We start from the raw sequence: 19,255 nt of genomic DNA on the forward strand, positions 1-19,255 counted from the left end.
GCGATGCCGTTCTAGGCTCGGACGCGGTCCTTGAGCCCCTTGCCCGCCTTGAACGTGGGAACGTTCATGGCCGCGATCTGAATCGACGCGCCGGTCTGAGGGTTCCGACCCATGCGCGCCTTGCGGTGCCGGGTCCCGAACGTGCCGAAGCCTGTGACCGTGAAGTCGCGGCCGGCGTCAAGCTCGCCTGCGATGATCCCCTTGCCTGCATCCGTCGAGAAAATGCAGTCGATCACATCCCGCGCGCTGGCTTTGCTCAGGCCGGCCTGCGAGGCGAGCTTCGCCGCGAAATCGTCTTTGGTCATCCTGGGTTCTCCCTGTTGAAAGTAAGCTCCGACCAGCGATCCGGGCGCATAATTCGCCCACCATGGCCGGATTGCAAGTGCGGCGCGCGATTCCGCCCGCGGAAGGGTCCGGCTAGTGGGCGTCCGCCGAGAACACTTTCCGCGTCATCGTGACGCCCGCGAGCTTGAAGACCACCTTCCCGATCCGGCCCAGCAGCATTGTCGGCAGGGCCGTGGGCACGACGGTCCCCCACACCGTGCGCAGGAATCCACTCTCTCCTCCCAGGCCGCCGAGGGCGAGCCGCAGCACCGCGAAGATGCCGAGGAACACGACGAAATTGAGCAGAAGCCCCAGCACCTGGCGGCCGGGTGATCCGGTCTCCGCGTCGTAGAGGCCGCCGAAGAAGACCGCAGCCACAAGCCAGAAGATGCAGATTGCCAAGAGCCAGTCGATCAATGGTGCCTCCGTGTCGGAAAAACAGGTCGGATCGGATCGGGGACGGAGGAACATACATGGCTTCCGGCGATCCTCGAAAGTAGCTTGCCCCCGCGGCTCCGAAACGCTCTCTCGAGAGGGTCACATGAAAGCGCCTTCACTTACGCTCGGGATCGAAGAGGAATACCAGGTCGTCCATCCGGAGACCGGCGAACTCACGTCGTTCATCACCGAGATTCTCGAAGGTGATGAGGAGACGCGCGAGCAGATTCACCCGGAGCTTCATCAGGCCTGCGTGGAGACGGCGAGCGAGGTCTGCCGGGATGTGGCGGAGGCGCGCGAGGAGGTGCTGCGCATGCGCCGCCTCGTCAGCGGCACGGTCGCCGAAAAGGGGCTCGCCATCGTGGCCGCGGGCACCCATCCCTTCTCGACCTGGGAGCAGCAGGACATCACGCCGCTCGCGCGCTACGTCGGGTTGCGCGAGGACCTGCAGCAGGTCGCCGAGCGGAACCTGATCTTCGGCACCCACATCCATGTGGGCATCGAGGACCGGGACTTCATGGTCGACGCGATGAACGTCTCGCGGTACTTCCTCCCCCACGTGCTCGCGCTCTCCACGAGTTCCCCCTTCTGGGAAGGGTCGAAGACGGGGCTGCACTCCTACCGCAGCATCATCTGGCGGAACTTTCCGCGCACGGGCATCCCGATGAGCTTCGGAAGCTGGAACGAGTACGAGCACTTCATCGAGACGATGGTCCGCTCGAACACGATCCCGGATTCGAGCAAGATCTGGTGGGACGTCCGTCCCAATCACAAGTTCCCGACCCTCGAGTTCCGCGTGTGCGACATGTGCACGCGCGTGGAGGAAGTCGTGTGCATCGCCGCCATCTTCCAGGGGATCGTGGCGAAGCTGTGGAAGCTGCGGCGGGACAACCTCACCTTCCGCCAGTACCCCGAAGTCCTGCTCGCGGAGAACAAGTGGCGCGCGGCCAGGTACGGGCTGACCGGCAAGCTCATCGATTTCGGGCGGCAGAGCGAGCATCCGGCGGCGGATCTGATCATCGAGATCATCGAGTGGTTCCTCGACGACGTGGTCGACGAACTCGGCACCCGGGCGGAGGTGGAATACGCGCTCCGGATCCTCCGGGAAGGGTCGAGTTCGCAGCGGCAGATCGCCGTGTACGAGGAGACCGGCGACGTGCGGGCCGTGGTCCGACACCTGATCGCGGAGACCGCCGAAGGCGTCTAGCGGGCCGCCCGCCAGACGCCGGATCAGGGGACGCGGAACTCCGCCTCGGCAAGGATCCAGCTGCAGCGGGAACCCGACGGCGGGCGCTCGACGTGCTCGGCCACGATGTCCGCCCCCATCCGGATCTCGACCCTCACGGCCTTCGGGGGACAACCGCCGGCGCCGGCGCGCACCCAGAGCCGCGCCCCCCGGTTCGCGCCCAGATCCAGTTCCCACTCGCCGACGATGTCGCGGGCGCGGAGTGCGCCTGTCTCGTCGATGTACTGGACGCGGCAGTCGTCGCTCACGCTGCACGAGACGTGGTAGCCGAGCCGGAAGTCATGGCCCGCCGTCTCCGGCCGCGGTCCGCCCTCCGGCCGGTCGCCCCCGCCGGCGCAGGCGGCCGAAATCGCGCACAGCACCGCTCCGAGGGCGGCCCGATGCGCCCGCCGGCCGTGCAGTCCCATCACATCATGCCGAGATCCCGCGCCGTCCGATCGATGCCCGCACGGGCCTTGGTCACGAGCTCGTCGATCTCGTCGCGCGTGATCGTGAGCGGCGGACTCGTGCAGATGACGTCGCGCATGGCGCGGAATACGACCCCCTCGTCATAGAGATGCTCGTGACAGAGGGCTCCCACCTCGCCCATGGGCTCGAACAGCTCCCGGGCCGTCTTGTCCTTCGAGAGTTCGACGCTGGCCACGAGTCCGACGCCCCGCACTTCGCCCACGAGCGGGTGGTCGTTCAATTCCCTCAACCGCGCCTGGAAGTAGGGGCCGGTGTCATCTCTCACGCGGTCGACGACGCCTTCCTCCTGCATGAGCCGGAGATTCTCCAGGGCCACGGCGGCGGAGACCGGATGGCCCGAATAGGTGTACCCGTGCGGGATCACCCCCCCTTCGGCCAGAACGTCGAACACCGCATCGGTCATGAGCACGGCGGACATCGGGAGATAGCCGGAGGTGAGTCCCTTGGCGATCGTCATGAGATCCGCCTCGATCCCGAACTTCTGGGCGCCGAACCACTCGCCCGTGCGGCCGAAGCCGGTGATCACCTCGTCGCAGACCACGAGCACATCGTTCTCGCGGCAGATGCGCTGCACCTCGGGCCAGTAGTTGTCCGGCGGCACGATGACGCCTCCGGCGCCGATGACGGGCTCGCCGATGAACGCCGCCACGCGATCCGCGCCGAGTTCCGCAATCTTCTCCTCCACCGCCCGCGCCGCCCGCGCCCCGGTCTCCTCCGGCGTCTCGTCCTGCGCTCCCATGGCGAACCAGTAAGGGGGCATGACGTGCTCGAAGCCGGGCAGCGGCAGGTCGCCCACCGCGTGCATGGCCTCGAAGCCGCCCAGGCTGGCGGCCGCCATCGTGCTGCCGTGATACGCGTAGGTGCGGCTGATGAACGTCTTCTTTTCGGGTTTCCCGCGGAGGTCCCAGTATCGGCGGACGAGGCGGACGATGGTGTCGTTCGCCTCGGAGCCGGAACTCGAGAAGAAGGTGTGCGCGATCGCGCCGGGCGTGAGTTTCGCGAGGACCCGCGACAGCTCGATCGTGGCCGGGGGCGCCGAACGGAAGAACGTGTTGTAGTAGGGAAGCTCGACCATCTGGTCGTACGCGGCCCTCGCCAGTTCCTCCCGTCCGTAGCCGAGATTCACGCACCACAGGCCACCCATGCCATCGAGGATGCGCCGGCCGTCGGAGTCGATGAGGTGGCGACCCTCGGCGCCCACGATCACGCGCGTCCCCTTCTCGGCCACGATCCGGGGGTCGATGAAGGGGTGGACGTGATGGCGTCGGTCGAGGTCCTGCCATTGAGCCGTGGCGGTCCCGGCGGGGGTCGCCGCGGCAGGGCTCTTCGTGGCGGTGTTCGTCGTGGCGGTCACGCGGCGCCTCCTGGTTGGTTTGTCGGCGCGGACAACATATCAGCCGGCGTCGGCTCCACGAGTCCGAGCGCCGCGTGGAGGAGGACGTTGGCGCCCGCCTCCGCCTGCGCGGGCGTGATGTTCTCCGCCTCGTTGTGACTGATGCCGCCTTCGCAGGGGACGAAGATCATCCCCGTCGGCGCGACGTCGTTCGTGTGCACGGAGTCGTGGCCGGCGCCGGCCACCATCGGCATGGAGGAATAACCGCACAGATCCGCCGCCGCGCGGACTGCGTCGATGCACCGGCCGGAAAACTGGACGGGAGGCGAGCGCCAGACGTCATCGAGCCGCCACGCCGCCCCGCGTTCGAGGCAGGCGTGGTTCGCCGTCTCGCGCAGACACTCTTCCATGTCGTCGAGGGTCGGATCATCGGGGTGACGGAGGTCCACGCTGACGGTGACGCTCCCGGGCACCGTGTTCCGCGACGCCGGCTCTGCCGCCATAACGCCGAAGGTCAGCCGTCCGTGCGGCGCGAAGTCGCGTTCGATGCGGCGATACGCGTCGACGAGGAACCGCCCGAGCACGGCCGCCGGATCCGTCCGCCGGGACATCGGCGTCGACCCCGCGTGCGCCTCTTCTCCCACGATCGTCAGGTCGAACCAGCGGGCGCCCTGTACGCCCGTCACCACGCCGATCTCGCATCCGCTCTCCTCGAGGATCGGGCCCTGCTCGATGTGCAGCTCAAGCGCGGCGGCGATCGGGCGGCCCCCGACGGGAACCGCGCCGCGATAGCCGATGCGGTCGATGGCGTCGGACACCGTGACCCCGTCCGGGTCCGTAGCGCCGAGGGCGTCCGCGAGGTCGAAGCGGGCCGAAAACACGCCCGAGCCCATCATGGCGGGCGGAAAACGGGCGCCTTCCTCGTTCGTCCAGTTCACCACCTCGATCGGACGAGCCGTCCGGACCCCGTGCTCCTCGAGCGTTTCCGCGACCTCCAGCGCCGCGAGGACGCCGAGCGGCCCGTCGAACCGGCCCCCCGTAGGCTGGCTGTCGAGGTGGCTCCCGAGCACGAGAGGGGGTCGGCTCTCGGCCGCCCCGGCGCCGCTTGCTTCCCGGCGGGCGAACATGTTGCCGATCCCGTCGACGGACACCGCGAGGCCCAGCGACTCGGCCCACGACCGGAAGAGATCGCGGGCTCGACGGTCCTCGTCGCTCAGCGCGAGGCGGTGGACGCCCCCGGCAGGAGTGGCTCCGATGCGCGCCATCTCCTCGAGGCGTCCCCAGAGCCGGTCTCCGTTCACCCGGAGTGAGGAGATCAATGGGCGGGGGGTGTCGTACCGGTGAGGATGGCCGTGACGAGGAGAAGCAGGCCCGCCGCGCTCAACTCGACCGTTACGGTCGGCGGGAGGCGGGGCGGATCCCCGGCGTCCGCGACTCGGCCGCGAGCGCGCCGCCAGTTGTACGCGCCGCAACCCACGATCGCGAGGAGGACGAGGAGCTTCAGACTCAGCGTCCGGCCGTAGGGTTCGGTCCAGAGCGCCGAGACCGCCCCGAGATGGAGCCACGCCGCGAAGAGTCCGGTGACCGCGATGACCGCCGCCGAGCCCAGCGCGAGCGGCGAGAAGGCCGAGATCCAGTCGACGACGCGTCGCTTCGATACCGAACCCCCCCGGCGCCGGCCGAAATAAAGGACTCCTGCCATCACGGCCAACGTGCCCAGCCACGCGCCTCCCGCCACCATGTGGAAGATGTCGGCGGTAATCGCGGGAGTGACGAAGTGTTCGGCACCCGCTGCATGCCCGGCCAACGCCGGCGTGTACGCGAGAAGAGCCACACACGCCGTCGCCGCGATCCAGCCGAATTCCGCTCGCGCGCCCCGCGTGGCGGCGAGCGCGAAAGCCAGCCCGGAGAGAACGACCGCGGCGACCTGTGTGAGCCACGCCCGACCCCAGGAAGTCCCGGCCACGAGCAGCCGAACCTCCGCCACCAGGGGTTCGAACGGATCGCGAAAGATGCTCGCCTCCGCCGCGAGGCGACCCAGGGCGCCCGCGCCGGCGAGCAGGACCGCGAGGGCGCCGATCCGCGCGGCCAGCCTTTCGGGCGCCACGCCGCCGGCTTCATCCTCCTCCGGCGCGAACCCGGGGAAACGCCGGAGGACGACCAGCTTGAAGGCCACCGCTCCGACCGCGACGAGGAGGCCCGCGAACAGCGCCCAACGCGAGAGCGTGCCGATCAGAAACCACATGTCGGTAACCAAATGGGCGAAGAGGGATTCGAACCCCCGACCTCCTGCTTGTAAGGCAGGCGCTCTGAACCGGCTGAGCTATTCGCCCCGAATCGCCCGCTAGCTGAGCTTGCGCCAGCCGAGGATCAATCCGGCGGGCAGGAACACCACATAGCCCAGGACGAGCAGGAGCGGTGCGGCCGTCACGGACCCCCGGTCGAGCAGCACGTACCCGGCGGCGATCGACGTGAGGCCGAGCGCGAACGCCACGTAGTTGGCCACTCCGAACTGGAGGCCTCGGGCGGGGGCGTCCCCGCTCCGCCGGTCGCGTCTTCCCTGATTCATGTGCGGACGCTAGACGTCCCTCCGACATGCGTCAACCGCCACGGAGGCGCGTTCCCGGCCCGCCGGGAGCACGTCACGAACTCGCCCGGGCCCATTCCGCGGCCTCCCGGAGCGGCGAAGGCAACGGCGAGGCGAAGGACAGCGCCTCGCCGGTTCCGGGGTGCTCGAACGCGAGGTGCGCGGCGTGCAGGAAGAGCCGCCCGGCCCGGCGCCGGAGCGCGGTGGCCCAGCGGCCGCCCGCGCCGCCGAACCCCCGTTCCCAGTCCGGCCCGTAGATGGGATCCGCGACGACCGGGTGTCCGAGCGATCCGAGGTGTACCCGAATCTGGTGCGTCCTCCCCGTGGCGAGCCGCACGGCGAGCAGTTCCGCGGCGTTCCAGCGTTCCAAGCGCTTGAAGTGCGTCACCGCGGGCCGTCCGGCCTCGCGCACGGCCATCCGCTTCCGGTCGCGCGGGTCGCGCCCGATCGGGCGATCCACCGTGAAGCGTTCTTCGTCGAGGTGTCCCCAGGCCGCCGCGACGTACCCGCGCTCGACCTCGCGGCGCCGGAGCGCGGCGGACAGCGCCCGATGCGCCTCGTCCCGGCGCGCGACGAGCATGAGCCCGCTCGTGTCCTTGTCCAGCCGGTGCACGATCCCGGGCCGGCGGTCTCCCCCGATGCTCGACAGGCCGCCGAGGTGAAAGAGGAGGGCGTTCACGAGCGTGCCTCCCGGATGACCGGGCGCGGGGTGGACGACGAGTCCGGCGGGTTTCTCGACGACCGCGAGGTCGTCGTCCGCGTATCGGATCGCGACGGGGATGTCCTCGGGCTCCAGCCGGGTGGAGACCGGGGGCGGCAGTTCGATCTCGATTCGATCTCCCGCCCGCGGCCGGTACCGCTTCCGCATGACCTGTCCACCGACGGTCACGTGGCCGTCGGCGATGAGTTGCGCGACCCGGGCCCGGCTCAGGGAGAGACGTTCGGCCAGCAGGCGGTCGAGCCGGTCGGGGGCCGCGTCCTCGCCCTCGCCGATCTCGATGAGCCGCCGCCCGCCCGCGCCCTCCGCATCGGATTCGGGCGGACTCACTTCACTCGGGGGTCGCCTCCGCCGCCGCAGCCGCCACTTCCCTCTCGCGCCGGCCCTCGAGCCAGAACGAGATCAGCAGCAGCACCGCGCCGACCGTCACGGCGGAATCCGCGATGTTGAAGATGGGGAAACGGCTGGCCCCGATGCCGAAGTCGAGGAAGTCCACGACCCCCGCTTCCAGCCGGATGCGATCCCAGATGTTGCCGAGCGCGCCGGCCGATACGAGCGAGATGGCGAGGACGCGAAGCCGATCGGAGGACGGGGTGCCGCGATAGAGGACGCCGAGCACGCCGAGCGCGATCAGGGAGAGGATGAGAAAGAAGATCCGGGAATGTTCGCCGATGTCGAGCCCGAAGGCGGCGCCGCGGTTGTGCGTGTAGGTGAAGCGGAAGAAGTCGCCGATCACCGGCGTCCGTTCGTACAGTTCGAACGTGTTCATGACCCACGCCTTGGTCGCGATGTCCAGCGCGAGGATGACCACGATCGGGACGAGCGTCAGCCAGAGGCGGGCGGCGAGATCGCCGTTGCCCGGCAGAGCGGACGACTCCTGGTCACGCACCCGTCTCCTCCTTCTCCTTGCACCGGATACAGAGCCGCGCGTGCGGGAGGGCGTCGAGCCGCTCGAAGCTGATCTCGTCGCCGCAGTGCTCGCACTGGCCGAATTGCTCCGGGTTCCGATAGAGCCGCCTCAGCGCCTCGTCGATGTGGTAGAGCAGCCGACCCTCCTTGCTCGCGAACAGGAACGCCTTCTCCCGCTCCATGGCGTCCGTCCCCTGGTCCGCCATATGGAAGCTGTAGGCGGCCAGATCGCTATCCGCGCCCTGGAGGGAACTCGTGAACGAGTCGTCGTACTGGCCGAGCTCCCGCGTCGCGCGCGACCGGGCCGCCAGCAGTCTCTTCTCGATGTGTTTCCGTTGTTCCGCGTTCATCCTTCTCAAGCGCGTTCGCCGACCCCGCCGATTCCGATGCGGACCTCGACGTCGTCGATCTTCACCACGGCCGTATTCAGGCCTTCCCCGGGGGCCGACCCGGTCTGCACTTCCACAGCCAGCGTCTCGCCGGCGATGTAGTCCGCATGAGTCGAAACGGCCCGTTCCAGATCCCGCGGACCCGCCACGCCGAGGCGGATGCGGTCGGCGACCTCGAGCCCCGCATCGCGCCGCAGCCGCTGGACGCGGTTCACGATCTCCCGCGCGTAACCTTCGTCGCGCAGCGCGTCATCGATATCGGTATCCAGGGCCGCGAGGTAACCGCCTCCGGTCGCCACGGCGAGGTCGGTGAGCGTTTCCTCCTGAATCACGAGGTCTTCGGGCGTCACCCGAACCCGCGCGCCTCCGATCTCGATGTCGAGCGTTCCCCCGTCCCTGAGCCGTCTCAGGGCAGCCGCATCCAGGTTCGCGATCCCGGCCGCGACCGCCGGCGTACGCGCTCCGTGTTTCGGACCCAGCGCCCCGAACCGCGGCTTCGCGTATAGCCGGGTAAGATCTTCGCTGTCCCCCAGCGACACAACCTTTTTTACGTTGAGTTCTTCCATCGCCAGCGCCGCCATCGGGTCCGTGAGCACCCGCCCCTCCGGCAAAACCGCGTGCAAGGTGCGCAGCGGCTGCCGAATCCGGACCCCCGCCTTTTCCCGCGCGGCGCGGCCCAGCGCCACCAGGCGCCGAACGTCGTCCATCGCCTGTTCGAGTTCGGGCTCCGAATGCCCCTCGGGCTTCGGGAAATCCGCCAGGTGGACGGACGTTTCGTCCGTGAGCGCCCGATACAGCCAGTCGGACATGAACGGGGCGTACGGGGCGAGCAGCCGCGCGGTCGTGGCGAGACAATCGTGGAGCGTCGCGAAGGCATCGGCGCTCGCGGCCGCCACCCCCGGCTGCGTCGCCCAAAAGCGGTCGCGGCTCCGGCGCACGTACCAGTTCGACACGTCGTCGAGCACGAACTCCTGGATGGTGCGCGCGCCGGCCGTGAGATCGAACGACTCCAGCGCCTCCCCCACGAGCCGCACGACCCGGTCGAGGCGGGCGAGCACCCAGCGGTCGAGGTCGCCGCGGTCGGAAACGGGGACCGCCGCGGACGCGGCGTGGGACCAGCCCTCCTCGTTCGCATAGAGGGCGAAGAAGCGATACGTGTGACGAAGCGTGGCGAACAGCTTGCGGTCGGTTTCACGCAGCGCCGAAGGGTCCCACCGTTTCGGTACCCACGGGTTGGACCCCGAGAGAAAGTAGAAGCGCGTGACGTCGGCCCCGTAGGTGTCGAGCGCGTCACGCGGATCCACGGCGTTGCCCCGCGACTTCGACATCTTGCGTCCCTTTGCGTCGAGCACCTGGTCGTTGACGACGACGGCCCGGAACGGCGCGCGGTCGAAGAGGATCGTGGACAGCGCGATGAGCGAGTAGAACCAGCCGCGTGTCTGGTCGACGCCCTCGGCGATGTAGTCGGCCGGGAAGTAGCGCTCGAAGGTGTCCCGGTTCTCGAACGGATAGTGCCACTGGGCGTAGGGCATGGATCCGGAGTCGAACCACGCGTCGGCGACTTCCGGCACGCGCCGCATCGTGCCGCCGCACGCGTCGGCCGTGCAGCTCCACTCGTATCCGTCGATCCCCGGGCGGTGGGGATCGAAGTCCTCGGGGAGGCCGCCGACGCGGCGTCCCAGTTCCGCAAAGGACCCGAGCACCTCGCGGTGTCCGTCATCCTCGGAGCAGAGCCAGATGGGGAGGGGGGTTCCCCAGTACCGCTCGCGCGAGAGCGCCCAGTCGACGTTGTTCTGCAACCACTCGCCCATGCGGCCGGATCCCGTCTCGGGCGGATGCCAGTCGATGGACGCGTTGTGCTCGAGCAGGCGCGACTTCACGGCGGTCGTCCGGATGTACCACGAGTCGCGCGCCATGTAGAGAAGCGCGCTGTCGCAGCGCCAACAGTGGGGATAGCTGTGCTCGTACATCTCGCGCAGGTACAGCTGGTCATGCGCGACGGCCCAGTCGCGGAGCGCGCGTTCGGTCTCTCGATCCTTCACGTGCATGCCGGCGAGTCCGCCCGGCACGGCGTCGAGAAAGCGCCCATCTTCGCCGACCGTGTGCTGCATCGGCAGTCCCGCCGCCTCGCCCAGCCGAAAGTCGTCCTCCCCGTACATCACCGCGGTGTGGACGACACCCGTCCCTTCGTCGACCGTGACGAAGTCCGCCTCGAGCACCGTCCACGCGGTATCGGAGCCGGCCCCGTCCACCGCTCCCGGGAAGAGCGGGCGGTAGCGTCGCCCGGCGAGTTCACCGGCGCGCACTTCCCCGACGATCTCGTACGGGTGCCGCAGCACCGCGGAGACGCGGTCGCGGGCCAGGATGAGTACTTCTCCCGGCGACGCCCCGCCGGGCCCGTCGTGCGCCCGCGCGGGAGTCGTGCCACCGTCCGCGCCCTCGGGCAGGACGCGTACGCGGACATAGGGGATGTCGAGCCCCACCGCGAGGCCGAGGTTGCCCGGAAGCGTCCACGGGGTCGTGGTCCAGCTCAGGATCCGCGCGCCGTCCGGGTCGTCCACGAGATGGAACTTGATGAAGACCGCGGGCTCGGTGACGTCCCGGTAGCCCTGAGCCACCTCGTGGCTCGAGAGGCCCGTGCCGCAGCGCGGACACGTCGGGATGACGCGGTATCCTCGGTACAGCAGACCCCGCTTCTCGATCTCCGAGAGCGCCCACCAGCCCGACTCGATGAACTCGCTCGAGTACGTGACGTAGGGGTCGCCGTAGTCCAGCCAGTAGCCGATGTCCCGCGACAGCCGCTCCCAGGCGTCCTGGTAGCGGAACACGTTGTTCCGGCACTTGTCGTTGAACTTTCGGATGCCGTAGCGCTCGATGTCCGGCTTGCCGGAGATGCCGAGCGAACGCTCGACCTCGAGCTCCACCGGCAGCCCATGGGTGTCCCAGCCCGCCTTCCGCGGCACGTGGTAACCGGACATGGTGCGGTATCGCGCCACCGTGTCCTTGATCGTGCGGGCCAGGATGTGATGGACGCCGGGCGCGGCGTTCGCGGTCGGCGGCCCCTCGTAGAACACGAAGTCCGGCGCCTCCGCTCGGGCCGCGAGGCTGCGCTCGAAGGTCTTCTCTTCCTCCCAGCGTCCGAGGACTTCGGCTTCGAGCCCGCGTACGGACTCCGGTATCGGCCGGTAGGCCATGGAGGTGCTCCGTCTGGTTATTCCTGGATCGTCGACGTAGTCGTCGGAACGGCGGGCGCGCGCAGCGGGGCGCTGCGGTCAGGTCGACGCGGCGCCCGAACCGCCGACGTCGACCCGGCTAATCGATGGCGGCGGGGGTTCGGGATTGGATTCCGGAGCCACGGACTCGGCGGCAACGTCGCGGGCCCCGTCTCCTATCGCTCGCAGCCGTTCGATGAACCCATCGAGATCGCTCGATCCCTCCCCGAACCGTTCATCTTCGAAGTCGAGGTATTCGTCGAAGCGCTCGAACAGTTTCCGCAGCGAGGCGAGAAAGCGGCCCCGGGTCGCCTTCAGGTCTTCGACCTTCTCGTGGCAGAGGCGGACGGCGCGCTCCGCGTCGGCGAGAACCGCACCCGCGCGAATCTCGGCCTCGCGGACCCGCACGCCCGCATCGCGCTCGGACTGCAGGCGGGCTTCCTCGCGCAGCTCCTGTGCGGCCAGAAGCGCTTCGTTGAGCGCCCTCTCGCGGGCCCTGTAGCTCTCCAACTGGTGTTTCTGCTGCTCGATCCGGTCGCTGAGTACGACCTGCTCGCGCACGTACCGTTCGAGGCAATCCGCCACGACCGCGAGAAACGCATCGACCTGCTGTGCGTCGTATCCGCGCACGGAACGCCTGAAGTCGTCCTTCTTCTTGCGGACGTCGAGCGGTGTCAGGTCGATCATCTCTCCCCCAGTAGCACCGTGCCGAGCCGCACCCGCGTGCTCCCCTCCTCGATCGCGATCTCGAAGTCGTTGCTCATCCCCATCGAGAGCGCCCGGCCCTCGAAGCCCGGGATCTCCGCCCGGCAGCGCTCCAGCAGCCGCGCGGCGCCACGAAACGCGGGCCGGACCACGGCTTCGTCCGCCGTGAAGGGCGCCATCGTCATCAGTCCGGCCACGCGCAGACCGGGCAGCTCACAGATCTCGGCCGCGGCGTCGAGCGCCGCATCCGGGCCCAGGCCGGCCTTCGCGGCCTCCCCCGACGTGTTCACCTGCACGAGCACTTCGACCGGCTTGCAACCCTCCTCCTCGATGATCCGGCTCAGCGCGCCCGCGAGCCGCACGCTGTCCACGGACTCGACGACATCGAACAGCCGGACCGCGCGCCGCGCCTTGTTGCGCTGCAGCCGACCGATCAGGTGCCACGCGACGCCGGGCGTCGGCCCCAGCTCCGACCGCTTGGCTTCGGCCTCCTGCACCCGGTTTTCGCCGATCCGGCCCACGCCGAGCGCCTTCACGATCTCGATCCCCCGAGCGGGATGTCCCTTCGTCACGGGGAGGATCTCGACGTCGCTCGCGCGCCGTCCGGCCCGACTCGCCGCGGCCTCGATGCGCTCCGTCACCCTGGCCAGCCGGGCCTCGACCTGAGAGCGCCCGGCGTCGCGTTGGCGTCGCCGGGCGCTCTGTCGTCGCCTCGAGTCCGCGGGACGGGCTAGATCACCTGGAACGTCACCCACTGCGAGACCCAGACCGCCGTGACCTTGTCGCGGTTCTTTGCAGGCGTGAATCGCATCTGCTGCACGACTTTCCCCGCGGCCTCGTCGAGCAGGCCGTTACCGGAGGAGGTTTTGACCTCGAAGTTCTCGACGGCCCCGCCCTCCGTCACGTAGAGCCAGAGTTCGACGCGACCGCCGATGCCGGCATCCTTCAGCGTGCGCGGATACTCCCGCTGCAGAATCTGCTGAATCTCACCCCCGTTCAGCATCACCGGAGGCGTATCGTACGCGATGAAGGACGGCCGGTCCGCCGGGCTCCCGGTCTCGGGAGGCGGAGGCAGGGCGTTGTCCGTCGTGAACGACTCGAACGTCGTTTCCGCGATCGTGATGTCCTCGGAGATGTCGACCGAGGCGACCCGCGGGGTGGCCGGACGGGCGATCTGCTCCGGCGGCGGCGGGATCTTCACCTCGGGCGGCAACGCCACCGCCTCGATTTCATCGACCACGACGCCCAGGTCCGCGGCCTCGAACGGACGTACGAGGACGAACAGCCCGAAGTGGAGCGTGACGGCAACCATCAGGCCGATCTGTGTCCAGTTGGTGCTCGCTCGCTTGAACTGATCGTTCGCGGTGAGCCGAATGCCGGTCTCTTCCATCATTTCTCTCCCGGTCTCCAGAAGCCCGTGGTGTGCCGCTACCGCTAGCGCCGTGCCCGCATGGCGCGCTGCTCGAGTCGCGTGGCGAAGGTGACGCGAACCGCGCCGGACGCCTGCAATTCTTCCGTAATCGTATTGATCTGCTGATAAGGTACCTCGGAGTCGCCGCGAATCGCGATCACGAGTTCACGGTTCTCCGCGTAGATCGGCCGAACGGTTTCCGAGATGTCCTCGAACGGCGTCAGCACGTCGTTGATCCAGACCGACCCGTCGCGCTGAACCCAGAGGTGGAGGATGTTCTGCCGTTTCTCGTCGATCTTCTCCGTGGCCTCGGCGGTCGTCCACTCGATCTGCCGGTTCCGGTCCTTCCGGAAGACGGTCGTGACCATGAAGAAGATGAGCAGGAGGAACGCGATGTCGGCCATGGACGAGGTGGGGATCGACCCGTCCGACCCGGACTTTTTCTTGAAGCCGCTGTCCTTGATGGCCATCTAGTTCTCCATCTCCTGTAGCGAGATTCGCTCGGCGCCCGCCAGCTTCACCTCATCGAGCACGTTGACCATGTGACGGTAGGGCGCGTTGGGGTGCGTCTGAATGGCGGCGATGAGGTTCTCGTTGCCCGCCAGTTCGGTGCGCAGGATGTTCGCCACCTGCGTGTGCGCCACGACCTGTTCCTGTTCGCTCTCGCCCCGGCGCACGATGACGCGGCCGTCAGGCTGCACGATGAAGAAGATCAGGTTCCGCCCCGACACATCCTGCTCCTCGGACTGTTCCGGGAGCACGATCGGCAGTCCCCGCTCCTCGTTGAACACCGTCGTCGTGAGGAAGAAGACCAGGAGGAGGAACGCGATGTCCGCCATCGAAGAGGTCGGGATCTCGTCCGACACCTTCTGCTTGCGTTTCATGATCGCCATTGTGGACTTCTTTCTCCGTTTGTCGCCCCGGGGTACGACCCGGGCTCGTCAGCTCGCCCGCGCGCCCCGGTCCTCGAGGTCCCAGATGAGCCCGAGCACCTCCTGCGCCCCTTCCTCCATGTCGAGGATGAGACGATCGATGCGGGTGACGAAAAAGTTGTAGCCGATGTTGACGGGGATCGCGATCGAAAGCCCCGTCGCGGTCGTAATGAGCGCCACCTTGATGCCGCCGGCGACGAGGCCCGGCTCGACCTGTCCCGCGATCTCGATGGCCTGGAAGGCGAGAATCATCCCGATCACGGTTCCGAGGAACCCCAGCATGGGGGCGACGTTGGCGATCGTGCCCAGGACCGTGAGGCCGCGTTCGAGGAAGTCGAGCTCGATCACGCCCGTCGTGGCGATCGCCTTCTGGATGTCCTTTCCATCGGAGCGCGCATCGCCGCCGCGGTCGCGGAGCCGGCGCAGACCGGCGAGGAGGATGGCCGCGACGGGTCCCCGTGTTTCTTCAGCCGTCGTGATCGCTTCGCCGAGGCGGCCGCTCACGCCGAGGTTCTCGATCTCCTGGAGCAGCTTCTTCGAGTCGCGGTGGGCAATCGTGAGGGTCCACGCCTTGGCCAGCATCACGCCGATCGCGATCAGCGAGCAGAGGACGAGGGGGTACATCATGAACCCGCCATCGGTGAACAGAGTCAGCAGCTCGTACTGATTGCCCATATCGCCTGCCCGTGAGGGATTTGTCGCCCGATTCCCGGCCTGGTCGTAACTCGCAAAAAGTTTAGGGGACGGACGGAGCCTCGTCAAACCGTTTGGGACCATCCGGCCGATCCGCGGACTCCGCGTCGAGATCGGCGCCGGGGCGGCTCAGTTCGGGCGCCGGGACGTCGGCGGCCAGGTGGTCCCGGAGCTGGTGCGCCGCGAGGTTCCGGCGCAGGACGCCGCGACGGGCGAGCGAAATCTGGCTTGTCTCCTCGGACACCACGACAACGTACGCGTCGGTCTCCTCGGAAAGGCCGAGCGTGGCGCGGTGCCGGGTCCCCAGCGTCCGGTCGCTGAGGGGATACTGCGTGAGCGGGAGATGGACGCCGGCGGCGACGATCTGCCCGTCGCGCACGACGACCGCCCCATCGTGGAGGGGCGACTTGGGCGTGAACAGAGACACGAGCAGGCTGGACGACACGTCGGCCCGGAGGCGCGTCCCCGTCTTCTCTATATACTCTTCGAGAGACAGTTCGCGTTCGATCGCGATGATCGCCCCCGTCCGGGTGCGGGACAGTTCGGCGGCCGCCTTCGCGATCTCATCCGCGACCGCCTCGCTCCGCTCCTGCAGGCGCGTGAGCGCGCTCAGCACGCGGCTGCGGCCGAGCCGGGCGAGCGCGTTCCGCAGTTCGGGGTGAAAGACGACGATGAGCGCGAAGGCGCCGTAGGTGAAGGCCTGCGAGAGAATCGACCGGATGAGGTCGAGGCTCAGCCAGCCCGCCGCCGCGTATACCGCCGCGAGCAGGACGAGGCCGAACAGCATCTGGAACGCCCTCGTGCCGGACCAGAGGATGAGCACCCGGTAGATGAGGACCGCGACGACGGTGATCTCGAAGACGTCCAGAAGATCGATCTGAAGGAGGCCCAGGTAGTTCCAGAAGGCATCCATCAGTTGCGGCCTCCAGCCGCGCGCGGACGGGCGGACGGACGGGCGCCGCGAACGTCGCCGGCGCGACGGGCATCGATCGCTCCCTCGACGTCGAGCGCCTGACGCATTTCACGCACATCGTGCACGCGGAGCACATCGGCGCCGCGCCGCGCCGCGGCCAGACACGCCGTGACGGAGGCGGTCACGCGCTCGGCCGGCCCCACATCGAGCAGCGCTCCGAGAAAGGACTTGCGCGACGGGCCGACCCACACCGCCGCTCCGAGCGATGCGATCTCGTCGAGCCGCGCCAGCAGCTCGAGATTGCCGCCCAGGGACTTGCCGAAGCCGATCCCCGGGTCGACCGCGATCTGATCCGGCTCGCAGCCGGCCTCGAGCGCCGTCCGCCGGGCCTCGGCGAGGGCGCCGCGGACCTCCGCCGCGACGTCGCCGTAGGCGGTGTCGAGCTGCATGGTGCGTGGCGTGCCGCGCATGTGCATGAGAACGAGCCCGACGCCCGTCCGGGCCGCGAGCCTCGCCAACGCCGGATCGGCGCGCAGGGCCGTCACGTCGTTGATCGCCGCGGCGCCCGCGTCCACCGCCCGCTCCGCCACCTCGAGCTTGTGCGTATCCACGGAAACGGGGATCGGGAGGTCACGCAGTCCGCGGAGTACCGGTTCGAGCCTGGCCCACTCCTCGTCCGCCGGCACCGGATCGGCGCCGGGGCGGGTGGACTCGGCTCCGATATCGAGGATCGCCGCTCCCTCTTCCGCGATTTGCCGGCCTCTCGCAATCGCCTTCCGAGGCTGCTCGAACCGGCCGCCATCCGAAAACGAATCGGGCGTGACGTTCAGGATCCCCGCGATCACGGGTGATTTCAGAGAGATCTCGCGATCGCCTGTCCGCCAGGTGCGCGCCGGCCCGACCGTCGAGAGCCCCATCCGCGCGCCGGGCTGCTAAGCCGGAGCCGGGGCGGGCTCGCCGCCCGCACCCTCCAGGGGACGCTCGCGCTGCGGCGCCGGTTCGATGGCCGCCGGCTGCGGCGCCGGCGGGGCGGGTTCCGACACCAAGGCCGGCAACTCCTTGCCCTCCTCGAGCAGCTTGATGTCTTCCGAATCCAGCGTTTCCCGCTCCAGCAGCGCCTCCGCGATCGCCTCGAGCAGCGCCTGATTCTCGTCGAGGACGACTCGCGTGGCGTCATACGATTCATCGAGGATGCGCTTGATCTCGCCGTCCACGAGTTCGGCCGTCTTCTCGCTGACCTCGCGGCGTTGAGAGAGGTCCCGGCCCAGAAAGACTTCCTGTTCCCGGTCCCCCACCGACATCGCGCCCACGGCCGGCGACATCCCGAACTGCGTGACCATGCGGCGCGCGAGATCCGTCGCGCGCTCAATGTCGTTGCCCGCGCCGGTCGTGATCTTGCCGTCGCCGAACATCGTTTCTTCGGCCACGCGCCCGCCGAACAGCATCTTGAGCTGGCCCTCGAGCCACTCCTTGGTGTAGTTGTGGCGGTCCTCCTCGGGGAGCGAGGCCGTGATGCCGAGGGCACGTCCGCGCGGGACGATCGTCACCTTGTGGAGCGGGTCCAGGCCCGGGACGCGGAGGGCAACCACGGCATGCCCCGCCTCGTGGTAGGCCGTGACCCGGCGCTCTTCCTCGGAGATCACCATGCTCCGGCGCTCGGTGCCGAGCATGACCTTGTCCTTGGCCCGCTCGAACTCCTCCATGTAGACGCGATCCTTGTCGTCCCGCGCCGCGATGAGCGCGGCCTCGTTGACGACGTTCTCGATATCCGCGCCGGAGAGCCCCGGAGTCCCCTTCGCCAGCACCGCGAGGTCGACATCGTCGGCAAGCGGGATGTCCTGCGTGTGCACCTGGAAGATGCCCTCGCGCCCCTTGATATCGGGATTGTCGACGACGATCTGGCGGTCGAAGCGACCCGGACGCAGGAGCGCGGGATCGAGCACATCGGGCCGGTTCGTCGCCGCGAGGAGGATCACCCCTTCGTTCGATTCGAACCCGTCCATTTCCACGAGCAGCTGGTTGAGGGTCTGTTCCCGCTCGTCGTGCCCGCCCCCGAGACCGGCCCCCCGGTGGCGCCCGACCGCGTCGATCTCATCGATGAAGATGATGCAGGGCGCCTGGGCCTTCCCCTGCTCGAAGAGGTCGCGCACGCGGGAAGCGCCCACGCCGACGAACATCTCCACGAAGTCGGAGCCGGACATCGAGAAGAACGGTCGTCCGGCCTCCCCGGCCACGGCTCTCGCGAGGAGCGTTTTTCCGGTCCCCGGCGGCCCGACGAGGAGCGCGCCCTTCGGCAGGCGCCCCCCCAGGCGCGAGAACTTCCGCGGATCCTTGAGGAACTCGATGATCTCCTGCAGTTCGTCCTTCGCTTCATCGCACCCCGCGACGTCGGCGAAGGTGATCTTCGGCGTGTCTCCGCTCAGGAGTCGGGCCTTCGACTTCCCGAAACTGAACGCCCGCGACCCTCCGGCCTGCATCTGCCGGATGACGAACAGCCAGAGCCCGATGATGAAGATCCAGGGAAGGATCGAGATGAATACGTTGAGCCAGTTGCTCCGCGCGGGAAGCGTCTCGATCGTGATGTCGGCCTCGAGGAGTTCGCTCATGAGCGCGTCGCTGATCTCCCGCGTCGGCAACAGGAGATGGAAGTTCGCGATTTCCGCCTCGTCGACGGTGATCGCACTCCTGAGGCTGCCCTCGACCTCGCCGGTGCCGAGGCGCACCTGAATCGACTCGATGTTCCGCTGGGTGATCTGCTGGCGGAACTGCGTATAGCTCAGCGTCTCCCGGCTCTCCCTGGCGCCCCCCATGAACTGGAGGAGGGCGACGGGAATCAGAATCAGCAGGGCCCAGAACGACGCCGTCCTGAGCCAGCGATGCATGCGGCCCGAAGGGTCGCTGCCGTCCGGCCTCTGCGGCTGGTCTTGTCTCATTTTTATCTATTCCGGCCTGTTCCGGCTCCGATGTCTCGCCTGCG

21 protein-coding genes and 1 tRNA gene are annotated in these 19,255 nt (G+C 68.5%); 1 reads left to right on the forward strand and 21 read right to left on the reverse strand.

The genetic code is table 11. From position 1 onward, the window contains the following. Positions 1 to 11 precede the first annotated feature (11 nt). The gene (locus tag RN901_RS07435) at positions 12 to 305 is read right to left on the reverse strand and encodes an HU family DNA-binding protein (protein WP_310757532.1); all 294 of its coding nucleotides are present in this window, start codon (positions 303 to 305) and stop codon (positions 12 to 14) included. Between the two features lie 112 nt (positions 306 to 417). Beyond that, positions 418 to 741 (reverse strand): hypothetical protein, encoded by a 324-nt coding sequence (locus RN901_RS07440; protein WP_310757534.1) that lies wholly within the window; start codon positions 739 to 741, stop codon positions 418 to 420. Positions 742 to 865: 124 nt separating this feature from the next. On the opposite strand from RN901_RS07440, the gene RN901_RS07445 reads away from it, so the two are divergent. Next, the gene (locus tag RN901_RS07445; protein WP_310757536.1) at positions 866 to 1,969 is read left to right on the forward strand and encodes a carboxylate-amine ligase; all 1,104 of its coding nucleotides are present in this window, start codon (positions 866 to 868) and stop codon (positions 1,967 to 1,969) included. A 23-nt stretch (positions 1,970 to 1,992) separates the two neighbouring features. Here RN901_RS07445 and RN901_RS07450 read toward each other — a convergent pair whose 3' ends face one another. The 19 genes from RN901_RS07450 to ftsH form a co-directional block, all read right to left on the reverse strand. Further along, complete coding sequence (locus RN901_RS07450; RefSeq protein ID WP_310757538.1) at positions 1,993 to 2,415, reverse strand: hypothetical protein; 423 nt, start codon at positions 2,413 to 2,415, stop codon at positions 1,993 to 1,995. Then, positions 2,415 to 3,830 carry an aspartate aminotransferase family protein gene (locus RN901_RS07455; protein WP_310757540.1) on the reverse strand — a complete coding sequence of 472 codons (1,416 nt, stop codon included), beginning with the start codon at positions 3,828 to 3,830 and terminating at the stop codon, positions 2,415 to 2,417. The genes RN901_RS07450 and RN901_RS07455 overlap by 1 nt, the downstream gene beginning before the upstream one ends. Beyond that, positions 3,827 to 5,128 (reverse strand): Zn-dependent hydrolase, encoded by a 1,302-nt coding sequence (locus RN901_RS07460; protein WP_310757542.1) that lies wholly within the window; start codon positions 5,126 to 5,128, stop codon positions 3,827 to 3,829. Before RN901_RS07460 ends, RN901_RS07455 begins: the two co-directional genes overlap by 4 nt. Beyond that, positions 5,125 to 6,054 (reverse strand): CopD family protein, encoded by a 930-nt coding sequence (locus RN901_RS07465; protein ID WP_310757544.1) that lies wholly within the window; start codon positions 6,052 to 6,054, stop codon positions 5,125 to 5,127. The genes RN901_RS07460 and RN901_RS07465 overlap by 4 nt, the downstream gene beginning before the upstream one ends. 13 nt (positions 6,055 to 6,067) lie before the next feature. Beyond that, positions 6,068 to 6,142, reverse strand: a tRNA-Val gene (locus tag RN901_RS07470). Between the two features lie 11 nt (positions 6,143 to 6,153). Then, positions 6,154 to 6,378, reverse strand: coding sequence for a hypothetical protein (locus RN901_RS07475; protein ID WP_310757546.1), 225 nt, complete (start codon positions 6,376 to 6,378; stop codon positions 6,154 to 6,156). 73 nt (positions 6,379 to 6,451) lie between these two features. Further along, positions 6,452 to 7,444, reverse strand: a complete 993-nt coding sequence (locus RN901_RS07480; protein WP_310757548.1) for an RluA family pseudouridine synthase — start codon at positions 7,442 to 7,444, stop codon at positions 6,452 to 6,454. Between the two features lies 1 nt (position 7,445). After that, positions 7,446 to 8,003 carry a signal peptidase II gene (gene lspA, locus RN901_RS07485; protein WP_310757550.1) on the reverse strand — a complete coding sequence of 186 codons (558 nt, stop codon included), beginning with the start codon at positions 8,001 to 8,003 and terminating at the stop codon, positions 7,446 to 7,448. Next, positions 7,996 to 8,373, reverse strand: coding sequence for a TraR/DksA family transcriptional regulator (locus tag RN901_RS07490; protein ID WP_310757552.1), 378 nt, complete (start codon positions 8,371 to 8,373; stop codon positions 7,996 to 7,998). Before RN901_RS07490 ends, lspA begins: the two co-directional genes overlap by 8 nt. 5 nt (positions 8,374 to 8,378) lie before the next feature. Further along, positions 8,379 to 11,606 (reverse strand): isoleucine--tRNA ligase, encoded by a 3,228-nt coding sequence (gene ileS / locus RN901_RS07495; RefSeq protein WP_310757554.1) that lies wholly within the window; start codon positions 11,604 to 11,606, stop codon positions 8,379 to 8,381. 78 nt (positions 11,607 to 11,684) lie between these two features. Next, a complete protein-coding gene (locus tag RN901_RS07500; protein ID WP_310757555.1) occupies positions 11,685 to 12,311 on the reverse strand; it encodes a DivIVA domain-containing protein in 627 nt (208 codons plus the stop codon). Further along, a complete protein-coding gene (locus RN901_RS07505) occupies positions 12,308 to 12,970 on the reverse strand; it encodes a YggS family pyridoxal phosphate-dependent enzyme (protein ID WP_310757557.1) in 663 nt (220 codons plus the stop codon). Before RN901_RS07505 ends, RN901_RS07500 begins: the two co-directional genes overlap by 4 nt. A gap of 89 nt (positions 12,971 to 13,059) precedes the next feature. After that, positions 13,060 to 13,722, reverse strand: a complete 663-nt coding sequence (locus RN901_RS07510; protein ID WP_310757560.1) for an energy transducer TonB — start codon at positions 13,720 to 13,722, stop codon at positions 13,060 to 13,062. A gap of 41 nt (positions 13,723 to 13,763) precedes the next feature. Next, entirely contained in the window at positions 13,764 to 14,210 is a 447-nt protein-coding gene (locus RN901_RS07515; protein WP_310757561.1) for a biopolymer transporter ExbD, read from the reverse strand. Continuing rightward, positions 14,211 to 14,633 (reverse strand): biopolymer transporter ExbD, encoded by a 423-nt coding sequence (locus RN901_RS07520; protein ID WP_310757563.1) that lies wholly within the window; start codon positions 14,631 to 14,633, stop codon positions 14,211 to 14,213. 48 nt (positions 14,634 to 14,681) lie between these two features. Further along, entirely contained in the window at positions 14,682 to 15,347 is a 666-nt protein-coding gene (locus tag RN901_RS07525) for a MotA/TolQ/ExbB proton channel family protein (protein WP_310757565.1), read from the reverse strand. Between the two features lie 61 nt (positions 15,348 to 15,408). Next, the gene (gene cdaA / locus RN901_RS07530; RefSeq protein ID WP_310757567.1) at positions 15,409 to 16,278 is read right to left on the reverse strand and encodes a diadenylate cyclase CdaA; all 870 of its coding nucleotides are present in this window, start codon (positions 16,276 to 16,278) and stop codon (positions 15,409 to 15,411) included. Next, the gene (gene folP, locus RN901_RS07535; protein WP_310757569.1) at positions 16,278 to 17,123 is read right to left on the reverse strand and encodes a dihydropteroate synthase; all 846 of its coding nucleotides are present in this window, start codon (positions 17,121 to 17,123) and stop codon (positions 16,278 to 16,280) included. Before folP ends, cdaA begins: the two co-directional genes overlap by 1 nt. A gap of 87 nt (positions 17,124 to 17,210) precedes the next feature. After that, positions 17,211 to 19,211: an ATP-dependent zinc metalloprotease FtsH gene (ftsH, locus tag RN901_RS07540; RefSeq protein WP_310757571.1), complete on the reverse strand. Its 2,001-nt coding sequence runs from the start codon at positions 19,209 to 19,211 to the stop codon at positions 17,211 to 17,213. Positions 19,212 to 19,255 lie beyond the last annotated feature (44 nt).

Origin of the sequence: Candidatus Palauibacter soopunensis (assembly GCF_947581735.1) — a bacterium.
GTDB lineage: Bacteria > Gemmatimonadota > Gemmatimonadetes > Palauibacterales > Palauibacteraceae > Palauibacter > Palauibacter soopunensis.